General features: G+C 68.9%; 12 protein-coding genes and 2 pseudogenes. 9 read left to right on the forward strand and 5 right to left on the reverse strand.

All coding sequences use genetic code 11. From position 1 onward, the window contains the following. Nucleotides 1-73 precede the first annotated feature (73 nt). Both FRZ33_RS01625 and FRZ33_RS01630 read right to left on the reverse strand, forming a co-directional pair. On the reverse strand, nt 74-796 hold the full coding sequence (locus tag FRZ33_RS01625; protein ID WP_146910542.1) for a UPF0149 family protein: 723 nt from the start codon (nt 794-796) through the stop codon (nt 74-76). Nucleotide 797: 1 nt separating this feature from the next. After that, complete coding sequence (locus FRZ33_RS01630; protein WP_146907185.1) at nt 798-2,162, reverse strand: glutamate--cysteine ligase; 1,365 nt, start codon at nt 2,160-2,162, stop codon at nt 798-800. A 294-nt stretch (nt 2,163-2,456) separates the two neighbouring features. Here FRZ33_RS01630 and FRZ33_RS01635 point away from each other — a divergent pair, with 294 nt between their 5' ends. Continuing rightward, complete coding sequence (locus FRZ33_RS01635) at nt 2,457-3,806, forward strand: peptide ABC transporter substrate-binding protein (RefSeq protein WP_227977999.1); 1,350 nt, start codon at nt 2,457-2,459, stop codon at nt 3,804-3,806. Then, on the forward strand, nt 3,803-4,753 hold the full coding sequence (locus tag FRZ33_RS01640; protein WP_146907189.1) for an ABC transporter permease: 951 nt from the start codon (nt 3,803-3,805) through the stop codon (nt 4,751-4,753). Before FRZ33_RS01635 ends, FRZ33_RS01640 begins: the two co-directional genes overlap by 4 nt. A 64-nt stretch (nt 4,754-4,817) precedes the next feature. Here FRZ33_RS01640 and yihA read toward each other — a convergent pair whose 3' ends face one another. After that, nucleotides 4,818-5,402: a ribosome biogenesis GTP-binding protein YihA/YsxC gene (yihA, locus tag FRZ33_RS01645; protein ID WP_227978236.1), complete on the reverse strand. Its 585-nt coding sequence runs from the start codon at nt 5,400-5,402 to the stop codon at nt 4,818-4,820. Nucleotides 5,403-5,595: 193 nt separating this feature from the next. Between yihA and FRZ33_RS01650 the strand changes: the two genes are divergently transcribed. The 3 genes and pseudogenes from FRZ33_RS01650 (at nt 5,596) to FRZ33_RS01660 (ending at nt 8,211) form a co-directional block, all read left to right on the forward strand. Continuing rightward, entirely contained in the window at nt 5,596-6,426 is an 831-nt protein-coding gene (locus tag FRZ33_RS01650; protein WP_146907191.1) for a c-type cytochrome, read from the forward strand. 112 nt (nt 6,427-6,538) lie between these two features. Beyond that, nucleotides 6,539-7,375 (forward strand): thiol:disulfide interchange protein DsbA/DsbL, encoded by an 837-nt coding sequence (locus FRZ33_RS01655; RefSeq protein ID WP_146907193.1) that lies wholly within the window; start codon nt 6,539-6,541, stop codon nt 7,373-7,375. A gap of 120 nt (nt 7,376-7,495) precedes the next feature. Continuing rightward, nucleotides 7,496-8,211, forward strand: a pseudogene (locus tag FRZ33_RS01660) (endonuclease/exonuclease/phosphatase family protein). A gap of 400 nt (nt 8,212-8,611) precedes the next feature. Here FRZ33_RS01660 and FRZ33_RS01665 read toward each other — a convergent pair. Further along, complete coding sequence (locus FRZ33_RS01665) at nt 8,612-11,509, reverse strand: TonB-dependent receptor (protein ID WP_146907195.1); 2,898 nt, start codon at nt 11,507-11,509, stop codon at nt 8,612-8,614. A 130-nt stretch (nt 11,510-11,639) separates the two neighbouring features. Continuing rightward, nucleotides 11,640-12,440 (reverse strand): sulfite exporter TauE/SafE family protein, encoded by an 801-nt coding sequence (locus FRZ33_RS01670; protein WP_146907197.1) that lies wholly within the window; start codon nt 12,438-12,440, stop codon nt 11,640-11,642. A 1,045-nt stretch (nt 12,441-13,485) separates the two neighbouring features. On the opposite strand from FRZ33_RS01670, the pseudogene FRZ33_RS17515 reads away from it, so the two are divergent. The 4 genes and pseudogenes from FRZ33_RS17515 (at nt 13,486) to FRZ33_RS01685 (ending at nt 16,652) form a co-directional block, all read left to right on the forward strand. Then, nucleotides 13,486-14,480, forward strand: a pseudogene (locus FRZ33_RS17515) (transglycosylase SLT domain-containing protein). Then, nucleotides 14,477-14,767 carry an NAD-dependent epimerase/dehydratase family protein gene (locus FRZ33_RS16655; RefSeq protein WP_265468663.1) on the forward strand — a complete coding sequence of 97 codons (291 nt, stop codon included), beginning with the start codon at nt 14,477-14,479 and terminating at the stop codon, nt 14,765-14,767. Before FRZ33_RS17515 ends, FRZ33_RS16655 begins: the two are co-directional and overlap by 4 nt. After that, nucleotides 14,692-15,423, forward strand: coding sequence for an NAD(P)H-binding protein (locus FRZ33_RS01680; RefSeq protein WP_265468664.1), 732 nt, complete (start codon nt 14,692-14,694; stop codon nt 15,421-15,423). Before FRZ33_RS16655 ends, FRZ33_RS01680 begins: the two co-directional genes overlap by 76 nt. Continuing rightward, nucleotides 15,420-16,652, forward strand: coding sequence for a multifunctional CCA addition/repair protein (locus FRZ33_RS01685; protein WP_146910544.1), 1,233 nt, complete (start codon nt 15,420-15,422; stop codon nt 16,650-16,652). Before FRZ33_RS01680 ends, FRZ33_RS01685 begins: the two co-directional genes overlap by 4 nt. Nucleotides 16,653-16,916: the final 264 nt, after the last annotated feature.

Below are 16,916 nucleotides of genomic sequence, written 5' to 3' on the forward strand. Positions count from 1 at the left end.
CCATGAACGACCCCGGCGCTTAACAGATCAACCAAACACGAGCACTTGATCTACTTGCGCAAGCAAGCGCGGTTCAGGCGCCGCAGCACTTCTTGAATTTGCGGCCGGAGCCGCAGGGGCACGGGTCGTTGCGTTCGGGCGTGGCGGCGCGGCGGACCGGCTCGCGCGGGGTCAGCGATTCGATGCGGTGGCAGTGCAGGTCGTGCAGCATGTCCGGCAGACCGGCGTGGATTTCCAGCCGCTCCTGGTAGGTCAAGGGCACCGGTGCCCCGCCCTCTTCCTCCGGCGGATAACTGCCGATGGCCAGGGCCTCGATGTAGGCCTCGACCTCGCCGATCCAGTCGTCCTTGGCGATCCACTCGTCCCAGGCCTCGCTGCGCAGGTCCATGCCTTCGAGGAAACCGCCCGCCCAGGCCGCACCTATGTCCACCTCGTCGCCGTGTTCGGCGTCCGGGTCGTCCGGCAGCCACCAGAACAGCGCCCCGTCCACCGTCAGCTCGTCACTGTTGAAACGCACCCGGCGCGCGGCCGTGTGCCAGGCCAGCATCAACAGCTCGCAGGCATTGGCTTCATCGGCGGCGCTTTCCCAGCGCGGCGGCGCCTTGCCCCAGACACGTGGCATCCAGGTTTCGGGTTCGATCGTTTCGCCCGGGCTCAGCACCAGCGCCGTCAGGTAACCGTCCAGCGGCTCCAGGCCCAGGCCGCCGAAAGGCGCGGCGCGTTGTTCGAGCAGGCGGTCGAGTGCGTCTATGCGCTCGTCGTCGCTGCGGAACCAGTCGGTCTTGACGGTGCCCATGTCAGTACGCGAACTCGCGGAAGACCGGATCCACGCTGCCCTTCCAGGCCCCGTGGTAAAGCGCCAGCTTGCGTTCGGCCGGGGTCTCGTTGGCCATCGCGAATTCGATCAGTGGCTCGAGGAACACCGCCTCGCTGGCGCCGCCGGCGTTCAGGCGATTGCGGCGGGCCAGGCCCTGGCCGGCGATCTTCAGTGCCTCCAGCGCCAGGTCGCGCACGGTGCCGTCGCGGAACGGCAGCTTGAGTGCGTGCCTGGGCACGCCGTCGCGCAGGGCGTGGCGTTCTTCCATGCTGAAGTCCTTGACCAGGTCCCAGGCGGCGTCGAGCGCTGTGCTGTCGTAGAGCAGCCCGACCCAGAACGCCGGCAGCGCGCACAGGCGGTTCCAGGGGCCGCCGTCGGCGCCGCGCATCTCCAGGTATTTCTTCAGCCGCACTTCCGGGAAGGCCGTGGTCATGTGGTCGGCCCAGTCCTTCATGGTCGGCTTCCCGCCCGGCAGTTCGGCCAGTTCGCCGCGCAGGAACTTGCGGAAGCTGCGGCCGCTGAGGTCCACGTACTCGCCGTCGCGGTAACTGAAGTACATCGGCACGTCGAGCAGGTAGTCCACGTAACGCTCGAAGCCGAAACCGTCCTCGAACACGAAGTCGAGCATGCCGGTGCGGTCGGGGTCGGTGTCGGTCCAGATGTGCGAACGGTAGCTCAGGTATCCGTTGGGCTTGCCCTCGGTGAAGGGCGAGTCGGCGAACAGCGCGGTGGCGATCGGCTGCAGCGCCAGCGAGACGCGGAACTTCTTCACCATGTCCGCCTCGTCGGCGAAGTCAAGGTTCACCTGCACCGTGCAGGTGCGCGTCATCATGTCCAGGCCCAGGTTGCCGCGCTTGGGCATGTAGTCGCGCATGATCTTGTAGCGGCCCTTGGGCATCCACGGCATCTCGTCGCGGCGCCACTTGGGCTGGAAGCCCATGCCCATAAAACCGAGCCCGAGTTCTTCGCTGACCGCCTTGACCTCGCGCAGGTGCTGGTTGGTCTCGCGGCAGGTCTGGTGGATGTTCTCCAGCATGGCGCCCGAGAGTTCCAGCTGGCCGGCGGGTTCCAGCGTCACCGAAGCGCCGGCCTTGGTCAGCGCGATGAGCTTTCCCTTCTCCTCGAACGGCTCCCAGCCGAAGCGGGTCAGGCCGCGCAGCATCGCCTCGATGCCCTGCGGGCCGTCCCAGGTGGGCGGGCGCAGGTCGTCGAGGCGGAAGCCGAACTTCTCGTGTTCGGTGCCGATGGTCCATTCGGCTTCCGGGCGCGCGCCCGAGGCCAGGTACTCGACCAGCTCATGCCGATCCTGGATCGGGCTTTCCTTGACGTTGCTGGGTCCGGACACGGGTGGCGCCTTGAGAAGGGGTGGCAACGATCTGTGGCCGCTGGCTTAAGATCGCAAGGATGCGAATCTTAGCCCCTGCCCCGTGAGGTTCGGCGTCCTGCTGGCGGGGTTGCTCTGTTCCGGCCTGGCCAGTGCCCAGGTCCTGGAGCGCGGCAACGGCCCGGAACCCTCGACCCTGGATGCCCACCGCTGCCCGGAAGTGGCCTGCGCCAATGTGCTGCGCGACCTGTACGAAGGCCTGGTGGCGGAAGACGCGAAGGGTGGACTGATTCCGGGCATGGCCGAGCGGTGGGGGTGTCGGGGGATGGAAAGACCTGGACCTTCGTATTGCGCCCGGGCCTGCGGTGGTCCAATGGCGAGCGTCTCGACGCGGCGCAGGTGGTCGCCAGTTTCAGGCGCGCGTTCACGCCGGCGACGGCGGCGCCCTTCGCCGGCCACTTCGATGCGATCGAGAACGCCACCGCCGTGCAGCGGGGCGAGCAGCCGCCCGCGGCACTGGGCGTGACGGCACCCGACGCGCGCACGGTCATCTTCCGCATGACCCGTAGCGTGGACCTGCCGCGCCTGCTCACCCTGCCCACCGCCTACCCCGTCCATCTGCCGGGCCTGGCCGAACACGGCGCGCAGCACACGCGACCCGGCAAGCTGGTGGGCAATGGCGCCTATCAGCTGTCGGGCTGGCTGCCGCAGGCGGTGATCACGCTTGAACGCAATCCGTATTTCCGTGCGATCGCGCCGATTCCGCGCGTGCGTTTCCACGTGACCGAGGACGCCAGCAGCGAACTCAAGCGTTACGAGGCCGGTGGGCTGCACATCACCGAAACCGTGCCGCCGCAGCCGCTGCCGCAACTGCGCGAACGTTTCGGTGACCAGCTGCGCATCAGCCCCTACCTGGGCAGCTTCTGGCTGGGATTCAATCTCACGAAGCCGCCGTTCAAGGACGACGCCAAGCTGCGCGAGGCGCTGTCGCTGGCGATCGATCGCGGGATCCTGACGCGGCATGTGACCGCACTGGGCGAGCAACCGGCCTTCGGTTTGGTGCCGCCGGGGGTGGCCGACTACACGCCGGCGACGCTGGGCTGGGCCCGCGCGCAGCAGTTCCAGCGCGAGGCGCTGGCCAAGCGCCGTTATGCCGAGGCCGGTTATTCGGCCACGAATCCGGTGGAGATCGAGCTGCGCTACAACACCTCGACCCCGCACCGGCGCCTGGCGCTGGCGGTGGCGGCGATGTGGCGCGAAGTGCTGGGCGCGAAGGTTCGGCTGCGCAACGAGGAATGGAAGGTGTTCGTCGGCAACCGGCGGCAGCGGGTGATCACCCAGGTGTTCCGCGGCGGCTGGATCGCCGACGTGGACGATGCGCGCAACTTCCTCGACAACTTCCGGACGGAGAGTCCGGCGAACTGGACCGGCTACTCGGATGTCCGTTTCGAGGCGCTGCTGGATGCCGCCGATCAGGCGCCGACCCTGGACGAACGTTCCGTGAAATTGCGCGAAGCCGAAGCCCACCTGCTGTCGGCGCACGCCATCCTGCCGATCTATTTCTACACCTCCAAACACCTGGTGCGGCCCGAGGTGCAGGGCTTCGAGGCCAACCCGCTCGACCGCCACCCCAGCCGGTTCCTGCGCCTGGAGCCGGCGCGATGAAACGCTGGCTCGGACGTGGCCTCGAGGCGCTGTTGACGTTGTGGCTGCTGGCCACGCTGTGTTTCGTGCTGTTGCGCGCGGCGCCGGGTGGTCCGTTCGACAGCGAAAAGACCGCGCCGCCGGAAGTCGAGGCCGCGCTGGCGGCGCAATACCGGCTCGACCAGCCGCTGATCTCGCAGTACGGCCACTGGCTGGGCGATGTGCTGCGCGGCGACCTCGGGCCCTCGTTCCAGTACCCGGACTACACCGTGAACCAGCTGCTGGCTGCGAGCCTGCCGATTTCGCTGGTGAACGGTGGGCTGGCGCTGCTGCTGGCGCTGGGCATCGGCATTCCGCTGGGTGTGTGGGCGGCCTTGCGGGCCGGGCGATGGACGGATCGTGTGCTGATGTTCGTCGCGGGCCTGGGACTGGCGATTCCGAAATTCGTGGCGGCGCCGCTGCTGATCCTGCTGTTCGCGGTGATGCTGCAGTGGCTGCCGGCCGGCGGCTGGGACGGTGGCTGGCGCAGCGCGGTGCTGCCGATCGTCGCGCTGGCCCTGCCGAACCTGGCGTACTGCGCGCGACTCACGCGCGCCTCGCTGCTGGAGGTGCTGGGCGCCGACTACCTGCGCGCGGCGCGCGGCCGTGGTCTGTCGGAATGGCGGCTGCTGTTTTTCCACGCGCTGCGCCCGGGCCTGCTGCCGGTGGTGGCCTGGCTGAGCCCCGCGCTGATCAACGTGGTCAGCGGCTCGGCCGTGGTCGAACAGGTGTTCGGCATCCCCGGCATCGGCCGTTATTTCGTCCAGGGCGCGCTCAACCGCGACTACACCCTGGTGCTGGGCGTGGTGCTGGTGGTCGGCGCGGCAATCGTGCTGATCAATGCGCTGGTGGACGCGGCCCGCGCCTGGATGGACCCCGCCTTCGCGACACCGCCTGATCCGTGTGGGAAGGACTTCAGTCCCGACTGATCCCTGTGGGAGGGACTTCAGTCCCGAGGTTTTTCCTTGAAAGCGGTCGGGACTGAAGTCCCTCCTACAAGGGGCGGAGCTCGAGCCACCTGGCGACGACGCCGCGGGCTTCTTCGACGCCGGTTTTCGCATCGGCGGAGAAAACCTGCACGCTCGCGCGCTCACCCAGTTCCTTGCGCACCTTGAGCAGCGTATTGCCCTGCTCGCCGCGGCCCAGCTTGTCGGCCTTGGTCAGCAGGCAGTGTGCGGGCAGGCTGCGTTCGAAGGCGTAGTTGAGCATCTGCAGGTCGTATTCGCGCAGCGGATGGCGGATGTCCATCACCACCACCAGGCCGACCAGGGATTCGCGGGTGTGGAAGTAGGTGTTGATCACCTGCTTCCAGCGTTCGCGCATCTCCTCGGGCACCTTGGCGTAGCCGTAGCCGGGCAGGTCGACCAGGTGGCGGTCGGGGGCGACCTCGAAATAGTTCAGCGCCTGGGTGCGGCCCGGGGTCTTGGAGACACGGGCCAGGCCATGCTGGTTGGTCATGGCGTTGAGCGCGCTGGACTTGCCGGCGTTGGAGCGGCCGGCGAAGGCCACCTCGCGGCAGGTGTCGGCCGGCAGCTGCTTCAGGGCATGGGCGGAAAAGGTGTATTTGGCGCGGGCCAGGGGTTGGACATCGGGTCGGCCGGGGCGGGAAAGGCGCCTAGCTTGGCCTGCCCGGGCCGCCCTGACCAGCATCGGGGCCTGCGGACGCCACTTCAATTGACCGTTCCGGGCGCCGGCTGGGATAATCCGCGCCTTCCCGCGCGTCCCTCGCGCCGGCCCCATTCCCTTCGATTTCAGCGTTCCGGAGCAGCCCATGAAGTTCACGCGCATCCTTGGTGTCGCCGCCGCGCTGGCCGCGGTCACGGCCCTGGCCCAGGAAGCCGCCACCGTGACGCCCGCCCCCGAGCAGGCCCCGGCCCCGGTCGTCACCCTGGAAGCCGACAACACCCCGGCCACCTGGGGCGACGCCACCGCCGGCGCCGGCAAGGCCGCCGCCTGCGCCGCCTGCCATGGCCTGGACGGCAATTCGTCCGACCCGCAGTACCCGAAGCTGGCCGGCCAGCACGAGCGCTACATCGCGCGCCAGCTGGCGCTGTACAAGAGCGGCGAGCGCGAGAACCCGATCATGCTGGGCTTCGCCGCCACCCTGAGCGCGCAGGACATGCGCGACATCGGCGCCTATTTCGCCAGCCAGAAGGTCGTGCCGGGCGTCGCCGACGACAGCCTGATCGCCGAAGGCCCGAACCAGGGCCGCAAGTTCTACCAAGTGGGCGAGAAGCTGTTCCGCGCCGGCAAGTCCGACGGCAGCGTGCCGGCCTGCCAGGCCTGCCACGGCCCGGCCGGCGCCGGCAACCCGGGTCCGGCCTGGCCGTCCGTGGGTGGCCAGCACGCCGGTTACACCGCGACCCAGCTCACCGCCTTCCGTGACGGCAAGGTCTGGGGCAAGGACGCCAATGCCAACGCCATCATGGCCGGTGTCGCCGCACAGCTGAGCGACGAAGAGATCCAGGCCCTGGCCACCTACATCGAAGGCCTGCACAACGTCGCCGACGCGCCGTCCGACGAAGCCGTGGCCGAAGCCGCCGCGGCCGCCCCGGCGGTGGAAACCCCGCCGGCCGCCGAAGAAACCGCCCCGCAGGGCTGATCGCCCGCGGCGGCTGCCGGCCGCCGCGTTGAACCTTCCAGGCCGGATGTTGTCCAGCTGGCTTGCAGTCAATTTCCAGGAGCCGGTCCCCGATGAAGCGTCTTTCCCCCTGATGCTGGTCCTTGGCCTTGCCGCCTGCGGCGAGACCCCGGCCGACAGCACCGCGACCGCCCCGGCCCCGGCGGCCGAACCGGCGCCTGCCGCCGCGCCCGACACCGAAACCCCGGCCCCGGAAGCGGTTGAAAACGCACCGGTCGAAGCCGCCAGCACCGAAGCCGGCGCCGAGACCCCGGCCGAGGGCGAAACCCCGGCCCCGGCCGCTCCGGAAGCGCCCGCCCCGGCGCCCACGCCCGACCCCGCCGTGGACATGGCCAACGCCCCGCGCGAAGGCATCGACTACACCGTGCTGGCGACGCCGCAGCCGACCTATGGCCAGGGCGGCATCGAAGTGGCCGAGGTGTTCGCCTACACCTGCATCCACTGCGCCAACCTGCAGCCGCTGCTCAACACCTGGAAGGCGGCCCTGCCCTCGGACGTGCGCTTCGTCTACGTGCCGGGTGCGTTTGGCGGCGTCAGCGACAACTTCGCCCGCGGCTTCTATGCCGCCGAGGCCATGGGCCTGCTGGACAAGACCCATGACGATGCCTTCAAGGCGGTGCTGATCGAGCGCAGGTTCCAGACCGGTTCGGTCGAGGAGATCGCCGATTTCTACGCCACCCACGGTGCCGACCGCGACGCCTTCCTGTCGACCATGCAGAGCTTCTCGGTGAACGCCAAGATCAACCGCGCCCGCCAGTTCTCGCTGCGCACCGGCGTGAACTCCACGCCGACCATGATCATCAACGGCAAGTACAGCGCCGTGGCCACCCAGGGCGGCGGAGCCGAAGGCCTGCTGCGCACGGTGGACTGGCTGGTCGCTCGCGAGCGCGCCGCGGCCGCCGCGCCGTAATCGCCGCCTCCACGCATGAACCGCGGGGCCGCTTCGGCGGCCCCGTTCATTTTCAAGCCTTGCCGACGCCACGCGCCGGTCGCACCATGCCTGCATGTCACCGCCCCCGACCGCCTGCGCCTGCTGAGCGCCAACATCCAGGCCGGCTCCAGCACGCGCGCCTACCGCGACTACGTCACGCGCAGCTGGTCGCACGTGCTGCCCAACGGCAAGCGCCTGAACCTCGACAGCCTGGCGACGCTGGCGCAGCCCTACGACGTGGTCGGCCTGCAGGAAAGCGATCCCGGCAGCCTGCGCTCGGGTTTCACCAACCAGGCCGACTATCTGGCCGAGCGCGCGCATTTCCCGTTCTGGAGCCACCAGCCGAACCGGCGCATCTCGCGCATCGCCGGCAGCGGCAATGCGCTGCTGAGCCGGCTGGAGCCGACGGAAACGCTGGACTACGCCCTGCCCGGCCGCATCGCCGGGCGCGGGTGCTGCTGGCGCATTTCGGCACGGGCAGGAAGGCGTGGCAGCTGGCGATCACGCACCTGTCGCTGGGGGCGAAGTCGCGCCAGCTGCAGATCGGTTTCCTGGCGGACCTGTTGTCGGAATTCCCGCGGCTGGTGCTGATGGGCGACTTCAACTGCGATTCGGACGCGCCGGAAATGCGGCCGCTGTACCGGCAGACGACGCTGGTGCCGCCGCCCGAGCGCATCTGCACGTTCCCCAGCTGGGCGCCGCAGCGTTGCCTGGACCATGTGCTGGTCGGCGGTTTCGAAGTACTGCAGTACCACGCGCTGCCGGCCGCCGGCTCCGACCACATGGCCGTCTCCGTCGAGCTCGCTCCCACCTGATCGACTTGCGCTCCCTTCGGGGCGCAAGAAGGACTGTCTTGCTCGTATTCGGGTGGTTTGGCGTGTGCCGGGACCGTTGCTTCGCGCCCTGCGTGATTCCAGGTCCATTGCCGGACTGAACGCCTGCCAGAAGCTGGGCCGAGCGAGCTCTTGCCCCAAATCGACATCCCGGCCCGGGTGGTCTGCAGGTCGTCGTGCGTGAGGTCGCTTTCCGGGGCTTCGAAAACATGGACGTTTTCGAAGAGACTCCATGGATGGATTCACGGCGTCCCCGGAAAGCGACCTCACGTACGGCGGCCTACCGCCAAGAACGATCCCGGCACCGGACCCCGCCAATCTCGACAAAGAAAAAGGGCCGGCGGTTTCCCGCCGGCCCCGGTGATGCGCAAACGCGCTCCCCTTAGAAACGCATGTCCGCACGCAGGTAGAAGAAACGGCCACCCGGGATGTCGTATGTGGACGCGTCGTAACCGTTGAGCGAGCACGACAGGCAGATCGGCGGATCCTCGTCGGCCACGTTGTTCACGCCCAGCGTCAGGCGCAGGTCGTGGAGGTCGGCGAAGCGGTACGACACCTGCAGATCGTGGTACGTGATGGCCTCGAGGATGTTCGTGCTCGTGGCCGGATTGCTGCAGACCGGGAACGACACCGCATTGCCGCAGTCCTCGCGCAGCTCACTGATGTGGCGCATCGTCCACGCCGCCGTCCAGCCACCCAGGCTCCAGTCGGTGGTGAAGTTCGAGGTCCACTCCGGGATCGCGCTGTCCACCACCTCGATGCCCGGGCCCTGCGGTTGCTGCTGGCCGGCCGCACCGAAGGCCTCGTACTCGGTCACGAACGTGTTGCGCCAGGAGACACCGAACTGGCCGACCTTGGTTTCCGGGAAGTTCCAGAACAGGTCCACGTCCCAGCCGCTGGTGTTGATGACGCCCAGGTTGGTCAGCCGGTTGTTGAAGCCGTTGATGCCGCCGGTGGGCGCACGGGTGATGCCGCTGCAATACAGCGGGTCCAGCGTCTCCACGCACAGGTCCAGCTGGGTCTGGGCGTCGATGGCCTGGATGGCGCCCTCGATCTCATGCTGGTAGTAGGTCACTTCGAAGTCGACACGGTCGGCGATGTCCGTGTTCTCCATGAAGGACGGGCTCCAGATGAAGCCGGTGGACCAGCTCTCGGAGAACTCCGGTTCCAGCTGGTCGTTGCCGCCGGTGGTGACCGAGATCTGCGGGTTGGGCTGGGAATAACCCGGCGGGACACCGAGCGCGGCGCAGTTGCCGGTCAGCGCCGGATCAACCGGCGTCGAGCAGGGGTCGTCAAGCTGGGCGTCGAAGCGGCTGTCGGACCCGAACAGTTCGCCGATGGACGGCGCGCGGAAACCTTCGGCATAACTGGTGCGGAGCACCAGTTCGTCCACCACCTGCCAGCGCAGGCCGTACTTCGGCGTGAACTCATCGATGCCGGTGCTGTAGTCGGAATAACGGCCGGCCACGGTGAAGTCGAGCTTCTTGCCCCAGGCCGAGTCGGCCATCAGCGGGAAATTGACCTCGAAGTAGGCCTCGGTCACGTCGTATTCGCCCGCCGTCGGCAGCGAGGGCACGCCGTTGTAGTCGCCGGCGACCGTGATCGGGTCGGGCTGGTACCAGCCTTCCAGTTCGCGGTACTCCAGGCCGGTGGCGAAATCGACCGAACCGGCCGGCATATCGAACAGGCTGCCGGAGAGGTTGGCGGTGATCAGCGACAGCTTGTTCTGGCTGCGGTCGCGCACGACCGGACTGATGAAGGCCAGCATCTCCGGCGTGATGGTGCCCGGGCCGCCGAAGATGTTGAGCGGCGTGCAGCCGGCCACCGCCGCACAGGCCGCGGGGTCACCGAGGGCCAGGGCGATGTTGCGGATGTTGTAGCTGCCGTAGTTGGTCTGCTCGGCTTCGTTTTCGCTGAAGGCGACGTTGACGTCCCAGAACAGCGACTTGTTGCCCGCGTCGAACACGCCTTCCAGGCCGCCGCCGACGTACCAGGTGTCCACTTCCTGTTCGAACACGCGCGGACCGCCCTCGACCGGACGACGGCCGATCAGCAGCAGGGTGAGTTCGTTCTCCGGCGTATTCGGGTCATCGGCCGACACCAGGTCGAAACCGAACGGGTTGAACGGGTTCAGCGCCGAGATGAAGATGCCGTCGGCCTGCGGATTGCCGGTGCCGGCCTCGGGACCGAAGAACAGCGGTTCCGGCGCGGCCTGGTTGGTGGACTCGCGCTTGTTGTAGAGCACCTTGGCATAACCGGTGACGGTGTCGGTGAAGTTGAAGCGCACCTGGCCGAAGGCGCCCATGCGTTCGGACGGCGTCAGCAGCAGGTTGTACTGCGAGAAGTTGAAGCGGTCGGCGGTGGCGAAGCAGTGGTAGTCGTCGGTGCGCACACAGCCGGTCTGGGTCGGGTCGTAAACGGGGTCGTTGGCGCCATCGTTGGGCGTGATGTCGAAGGTCACGCCGGTGTTCGGATCGGTGATGATGAAACGGCCGGTCGGCGTGCCCGAGCTGCCGAAGGCCACGCCGGTACCCGGCACCGGGAAGCTGGACTGCTCGCGGTCGCGCGAATAGATCACGTCCTGGTCGGTGTAGCTCAGGCCGAGGAAGTAGTTGACGCGGTCGTTGCCGCCGCCCCAGGCGAAGTCGATGGTGCTGGTGGCGCCGTCGCCCTCGCCGTACTCGCCGTACTGGGCATTGATCGAGATGCCGTCGAAATCCTTGCGGGTGATGATGTTGATCACGCCGGCGATGGCGTCGGAGCCGTAAAGCGAGGAGGCGCCGTCTTCCAGCACCTCGATGCGCTCGATGATCGCCAGCGGGATGGTATTGAGGTCGGTGGCCGCGCCGACGCCCGAAGCCGAGGCCTCGTTGACCCAGCGGATGCCGTCCACCAGCACCAGCACGCGCTTGGCACCGAGGTGGCGCAGGTCGGCCTGCGCGGAACCCGCGCCAACGCCACTGCCGTCCGGCGGGAAGCCGAAGTTGCCGCTGGAGTTGAACTTGGTGTTGAGCGCCGAACCCGAACCGGAGAGCGCCTGCACGACATCGGCGACCGAGGTCAGGCCGCTGCGGTCGATGTCTTCGCGGGTGATGCGCTGCACCGGGACCAGGCCTTCGGCCTCGGAGGTCTTGATGCGGGTGCCGGTGACCTCGATGCGATCGAGGGTGGTGATGCCTTCGTCGGAAGCTTCCTGGGCCGAAACGGCCGCCGGCAGCATGGCCAGCAGCAAAGCACTTCGAACCGCCTGGCTCAGGCGGGAGGTACGGATGGTCTTCATGACGTTCCCCATGGTTGATTGGGCCGGCGCCTTGCCCCCAATGCGCCGGTTGAGGCCAGTTGTAAAGAATTCGTCAAAAGCCGACAAGTGTCGGAATTCCTAACCCCGTTAGCGAGTTAGGTCGCCTCGTTCAGTTTCCGATCCAGAGGCTGGTACCGACCAGAACCAGAAAGGCCGCGAACAGCCGCCTGAGGGCCAGCCCGCTGAGCCGATGCGCCAACCGGGTGCCCAGGGGCGCGGTCAACACCGAGGCCAGGGCGATGCCCACCGCCGCCGGCACGAACACATAGCCCCAACTGCCGGCCGGCAGGCTGCCCGGGGCCGGGCCATGGGCGGCATAACCCGCCGCGCTGGCCAGGGCGATGGCGACGCCGCAGGCGCTGGACGTGCCGACCGCACGCACCGGCCGGACACCGCGCCAGACCAGCAAGGGCACCGTCATGCTGCCGCCGCCTATGCCAACAAGCGCCGAAATCGCACCGATGAACCCGCCGGATGCCGTATATCCGGGGCCCCGCGGCGCATCCGGACGCTCCTGTTTTGCTTTCGGCCAGTCCAGCCCCAGCTGCAGCGCCGCCAGATAGCAATAAGCCGCGATGAAACCCCGCAGCCACTCCCCGTCCAGCCGCGTCGCCACCAGGCTGCCCAACCAGCCGCCCAGCAACAGGCCCGGCACCAGCCAGGCCACGGTCGGCCACAGCACGCCGCCGCGCTGATGGTGTGCGCGCGCCGAGGACAGGCCGGTCAGGATGATGCTGGCGAGCGCGGTGGCCAACGCGACATGCACCGCCAGCTCGGCCGGCACGCCCTGCGTGGGCAGCAGCCAGACCAGCGCTGCCACCAGGATCAGCCCGCCGCCGATGCCCAGCAGTCCCGCCAGCACCCCGGCCACCGCGCCCAGTGCGAGATAAAGGCCCCAGGCCAGGCTCATGTCCTTCCCCGCCGATATCCGACCGGTGGCTCAATCGCCATGGGCTAAACTCCGGGCCATGTCGCTGCGCATCCTCACCACCTCGCTGCTGTTGCTGGGGTCGTCGTCCGCCAGCGGCGCCGACCCCGCGCCCCCGGATCTGTCGCGGCAGCGCACGGCGATACTGGAAGCCTTCCGCGTCGCCGAGCACGGCCCCTTGAGCGTACAGGACCGCGCACGCATCGCCGACCACCCCTTGCTCGGCTGGGTCGAAGCCTCGGCGCTGCGCCGACGCCTTGCCGCCGCCAGCGTGCGCGAGGTGCGCGACGTACTGAAGGCCCACGACGGCGAGCCCGCCGCCGACTGGCTGCGCGAGGCCTGGCTGCTGGAGCTGGCCAAGCGCCGCGACTGGGTCAATTTCCGCGCCGACTACCGCGGCGGCGAATCACCGGAACTGCGCTGCGCCGACCTGGCCGCGCGCCTGGCCACCGGCGCCACCGATGCCGGCTGGATCGCCGACGGCCAGGCGCTGTGGCTCAGCCCGCGCGCGCTGCCGGCAAGTTGCGACCTGCCGTTCAAGTCGCTCGAAGGGCTGGGCAAGCTGGGACACGACCTGCGCTGGCAGCGCATCGATCTCGCCGCGGCCGAGGGCCAGACCGGGCTGATGCGTTTCCTCGCCGCTGGCCTGTCCACCGCCGAGGCGGCCCGCGCGCGCGACTACGCCGACTTCATTGATGCGCCGCATGCGCGCGCCTCGGGCTGGCCGAAGGACGCGCGCAGCCGCGCGGTGGCCGCCGAAGGCCTGGCGCGCCTGGCGCGGCGTTCGCCCGACGCCGCCGAGGCGCAGCTGGCCACGCTGGCCCCCGCGCTGGGCCTGGACGAGGCGCAGCGCGGCAAGGTGCTGTACCAGATCGCACTGTGGACCGTGGCGTCCTACCTGCCGCGTGCCGAACAACGCCTGGCCGCCGTGCCCGCCAGCGCCTACGACGAACGCCTGCACGAATGGCGCGTGCGCGAGGCGATGAACCGCCGCGACGACGCCGGCGCCGTGCGCGCACTCGAAGCCATGCCCCCGGCGCAACGCAACGACCCGCGCTGGCAGTATTTCGAGGCGCGCCTGCGCGAACGCCTCGGCCAGAACGACGCGGCGAAGGCGCTCTACCGCCAGTCCGCCAACACCGCCACCTTCCACGGCTTCCTGGCCGCCGACCGCCTGGCGCAGCCCTACACGCTGTGCCCGCTGGAACCGTCGAAAGACCCGGCGCTGCGCCAGCGCGTGGCCGACGAACCGGGCCTGGCGCGCGCGCTGGAGCTCTACACACTGGACAAACCCGGCCTGGCGGCGCGCGAATGGGCGGCGCTGCTGGAAACGCTCGACACCCAGGAGCGCTACGTCGCCATTCACTTCGCACAGCAGGCCGACTGGCACGACCGCGCCGTGTTCACCATCGGCACCACGCCCGAGGACCTGCGCCAGTACCGCCTGCGCTTCCCGCTGCACCACGAGACCACGCTGCGACGCGAATCGCGCAAGAACGCCATCGATCCGGCCTGGGTCGCGGCCCAGACCCGTGCCGAAAGCGCCTTCATGCCGCGCGCGCGTTCGCACGCCAACGCCCTGGGCCTGATGCAGGTGCTGCCCTCCACCGGCCAACGCACCGCCAAGCGCCTGGGCCTGCCCTGGGGCGGCGCCGCCAGCCTGTACGACCCCGAGACCAACCTGACCTGGGCATCGCCCACCTGCGCCACGAGCTGGACGAACACGGCGGCATCGCCTACCAGGCCATCGCCGCCTACAATGCCGGCCCGACCCCGGTGGCGCGCTGGAACCGCGACCGGCCCGGCTTCGACCCGGACTTCTGGATCGAAACCGTCACCTACAAGGAAACCCGCGAATACGTGGCCCGTGTACTGGCCTTCAGCGTCATCTACGACTGGCGGCTCGATGGCAAGGCGGTACCGGTGAGCGAACGCCTGCTCGGCCGTACCGTCGCCGCAACGTCCCCCACCCGCCGCACTTTTTCCTGCCCCACGCCTCTGGAACCCGCTTCCCCGCCATGACCCCGCTCAAGCTCGTGATCCTCGGCGGCACCGGTTTCGTCGGTCGCCATCTGCTGGCCCGCCTGGCCGCCGACGGCCATGCCGTGACCCTGCTCAGCCGCAACCTGGCCAGCCATTCCGACCGGCTGCTGCCGCCGGGCGTGATGCTGCGCGAAGTGGACGTGTACGACCCGACCGCGCGCTCAAGCAGGCCTTCGCGGGCCAGGACGCAGTGGTCAACCTGGTCGGCATCCTCAACGAATCCGGCGACAACGGCCGCGGCTTCCGTCGCGCCCATGTCGAGCTGACCAAGCTGGTGATCGCGGCGATGCAACTGGCCGGCGTGCGCCGCCTGCTGCAGATGAGCTCGCTCAACGCCGGTCGCGGCCACAGCCATTACCTGAAGTCGCGCGGCGAAGCCGAAGCGGCGGTCAAGGCCTCGGGCCTGGACTGGACGATCTTCGAACCCTCGGTGATCTTCGGCCAGGGCGACGGCTTCTTCTGCCGCTTCGCGGCACTGCTGAAGCTGGCGAAGCCGGTGCTGCCGCTGGCGCGCGCGCAGGCGAAGTTCGCGCCGGTGTACGTGCAGGACGTGGTCGAGGCCTTCGTGCGCGCGCTGGGCAACCGCCGGACCTTCGGCGAGGTGTACGAACTCTACGGGCCGGACGTGTTCACGCTGGCGGAGATCGTGCGGATGACGGCGGAACAGTGCGGGATGAAGCGCCTGGTGCTGCCGCTGCCCGACGCGCTCGGCCGGGTCCAGGCTTTTGTCTTCGACTTCGTGCCGGGCAAGCCCTTCTCGTCCGACAACTACCGGTCGCTGCTGACCGACTCGGTCGGCGGCATCGACGGCCTGCATCGCCTGGGCATCACGCCGACCCGCGTGTCGGCGATCCTGCCGGAGATCCTGGGCCACCTGGACGACCGCCAGACGCGCTACGCGCGTTACCGTTCGGCGCGCTGAGCGCATGCGGACCCTACCTGGTCGGCGGCGCCGTGCGGGACCGCCTGCTCGGCCGGCCCGCGGGCGACCGCGACTGGGTGGTGGTGGGCACCACGCCGGCGCAGATGATCGAAGCCGGCTACCGGCCGGTGGGCAAGGATTTCCCGGTGTTCCTGCATCCGGAGACGCGCGAGGAACACGCGCTGGCCCGCACCGAACGCAAGACCGCGCCCGGTTACACCGGCTTCGTCTTCCACGCCGAACCTACGGTGACGCTGGAACAGGACCTCGAGCGCCGCGACTTCACCATCAACGCCATCGCCCAGGCCGGGGACGGCACGCTGGTGGACCCGTTCGGCGGCGCGCGCGACATCGAGGCGAAGGTGCTGCGACATGTCTCGCCCGCCTTCGCCGAGGACCCGGTGCGCATCCTGCGCGCGGCGCGTTTCCTAGCGCGGTTCGCACCACTGGGCTTCACCGTGGCGCCGGAAACGCTGGAACTGATGCGTGGCATGGTGACCGCCGGTGAAGTGGACCACCTGGTGGCCGAACGTGTCTGGCAGGAGCTGAAGAAAGCGCTGGAAATGCCGCAGCCCTCGGCCGCCATCGCCCTGCTGCGCGACTGCGGCGCGCTGGCGAAACTGCTGCCGGAAGTGGATGCGTTGTATGGTGTACCACAGCGGCCGGAATACCACCCGGAAATCGACACCGGGGTGCATACGCAGATGGTGCTGGACATGGCGGCGCGGCTGGCGCCCGGCGATGCGCTGGTCGGCTTCTGCGCGCTCACGCACGACCTGGGCAAGGCGCTGACGCCGAAGGCCGATCTACCCAAGCATGTCGGCCACGAACACAGCGGCCAACGCCCGCTGCGTGCGGTCTGCGCGCGTTACAAGGTGCCGGCGGAGTTCGCCGCGATGGCCGAGATCGTCTGTCGCGAGCATCTCAACATCCACCGGCTGGCCGAGCTGCGGCCGGAAACTGTGCACGACCTGATCGCGCGCTGCGACGGCTTCCGCAAGCCCGAGCGCATCCGACAGCTGGCGCTGGCCTGCGAGGCGGACAAGCGTGGGCGGCTGGGGCTCGGCGAATCCGACTACCCTTCCGGCGCGATGCTGCTGAAACTGCACGCGGCCGCGGCATCGGTCTCGGCGGGCCATGCCGTCGCCACCGGGCTCGAAGGCCCGGAGATCGGCGAATGGCTGCGCAAGGCACGCATCGCCGCCATCCGCGACGCCCGCGCTTCCTGACTTGCGCTCCTTCGGGGCGCAAGAAGAACTGTCTTGCTCGTGTTCGTCTGGCCTGGCGCGCGCCGGGCTCGTTCCTGGCGATAGGCCGCCGTACGTGAGGTCGCTTTCCGGGGACGCCGTGAATCCATCCATGGAGGCTCTTCGAAAACGTCCATGTTTTCGAAGCCCCGGAAAGCGACCTCACGCACGACGACCTGCGGACCGTCCGGGCCGGGATTCCGTTTTGGGGCAAGAGCTCGCTTGCCTCGGCTTCTGGCAGGCATT

It is taken from the genome of Arenimonas daejeonensis, from assembly GCF_007993735.1.
Taxonomy (GTDB): domain Bacteria; phylum Pseudomonadota; class Gammaproteobacteria; order Xanthomonadales; family Xanthomonadaceae; genus Arenimonas; species Arenimonas daejeonensis.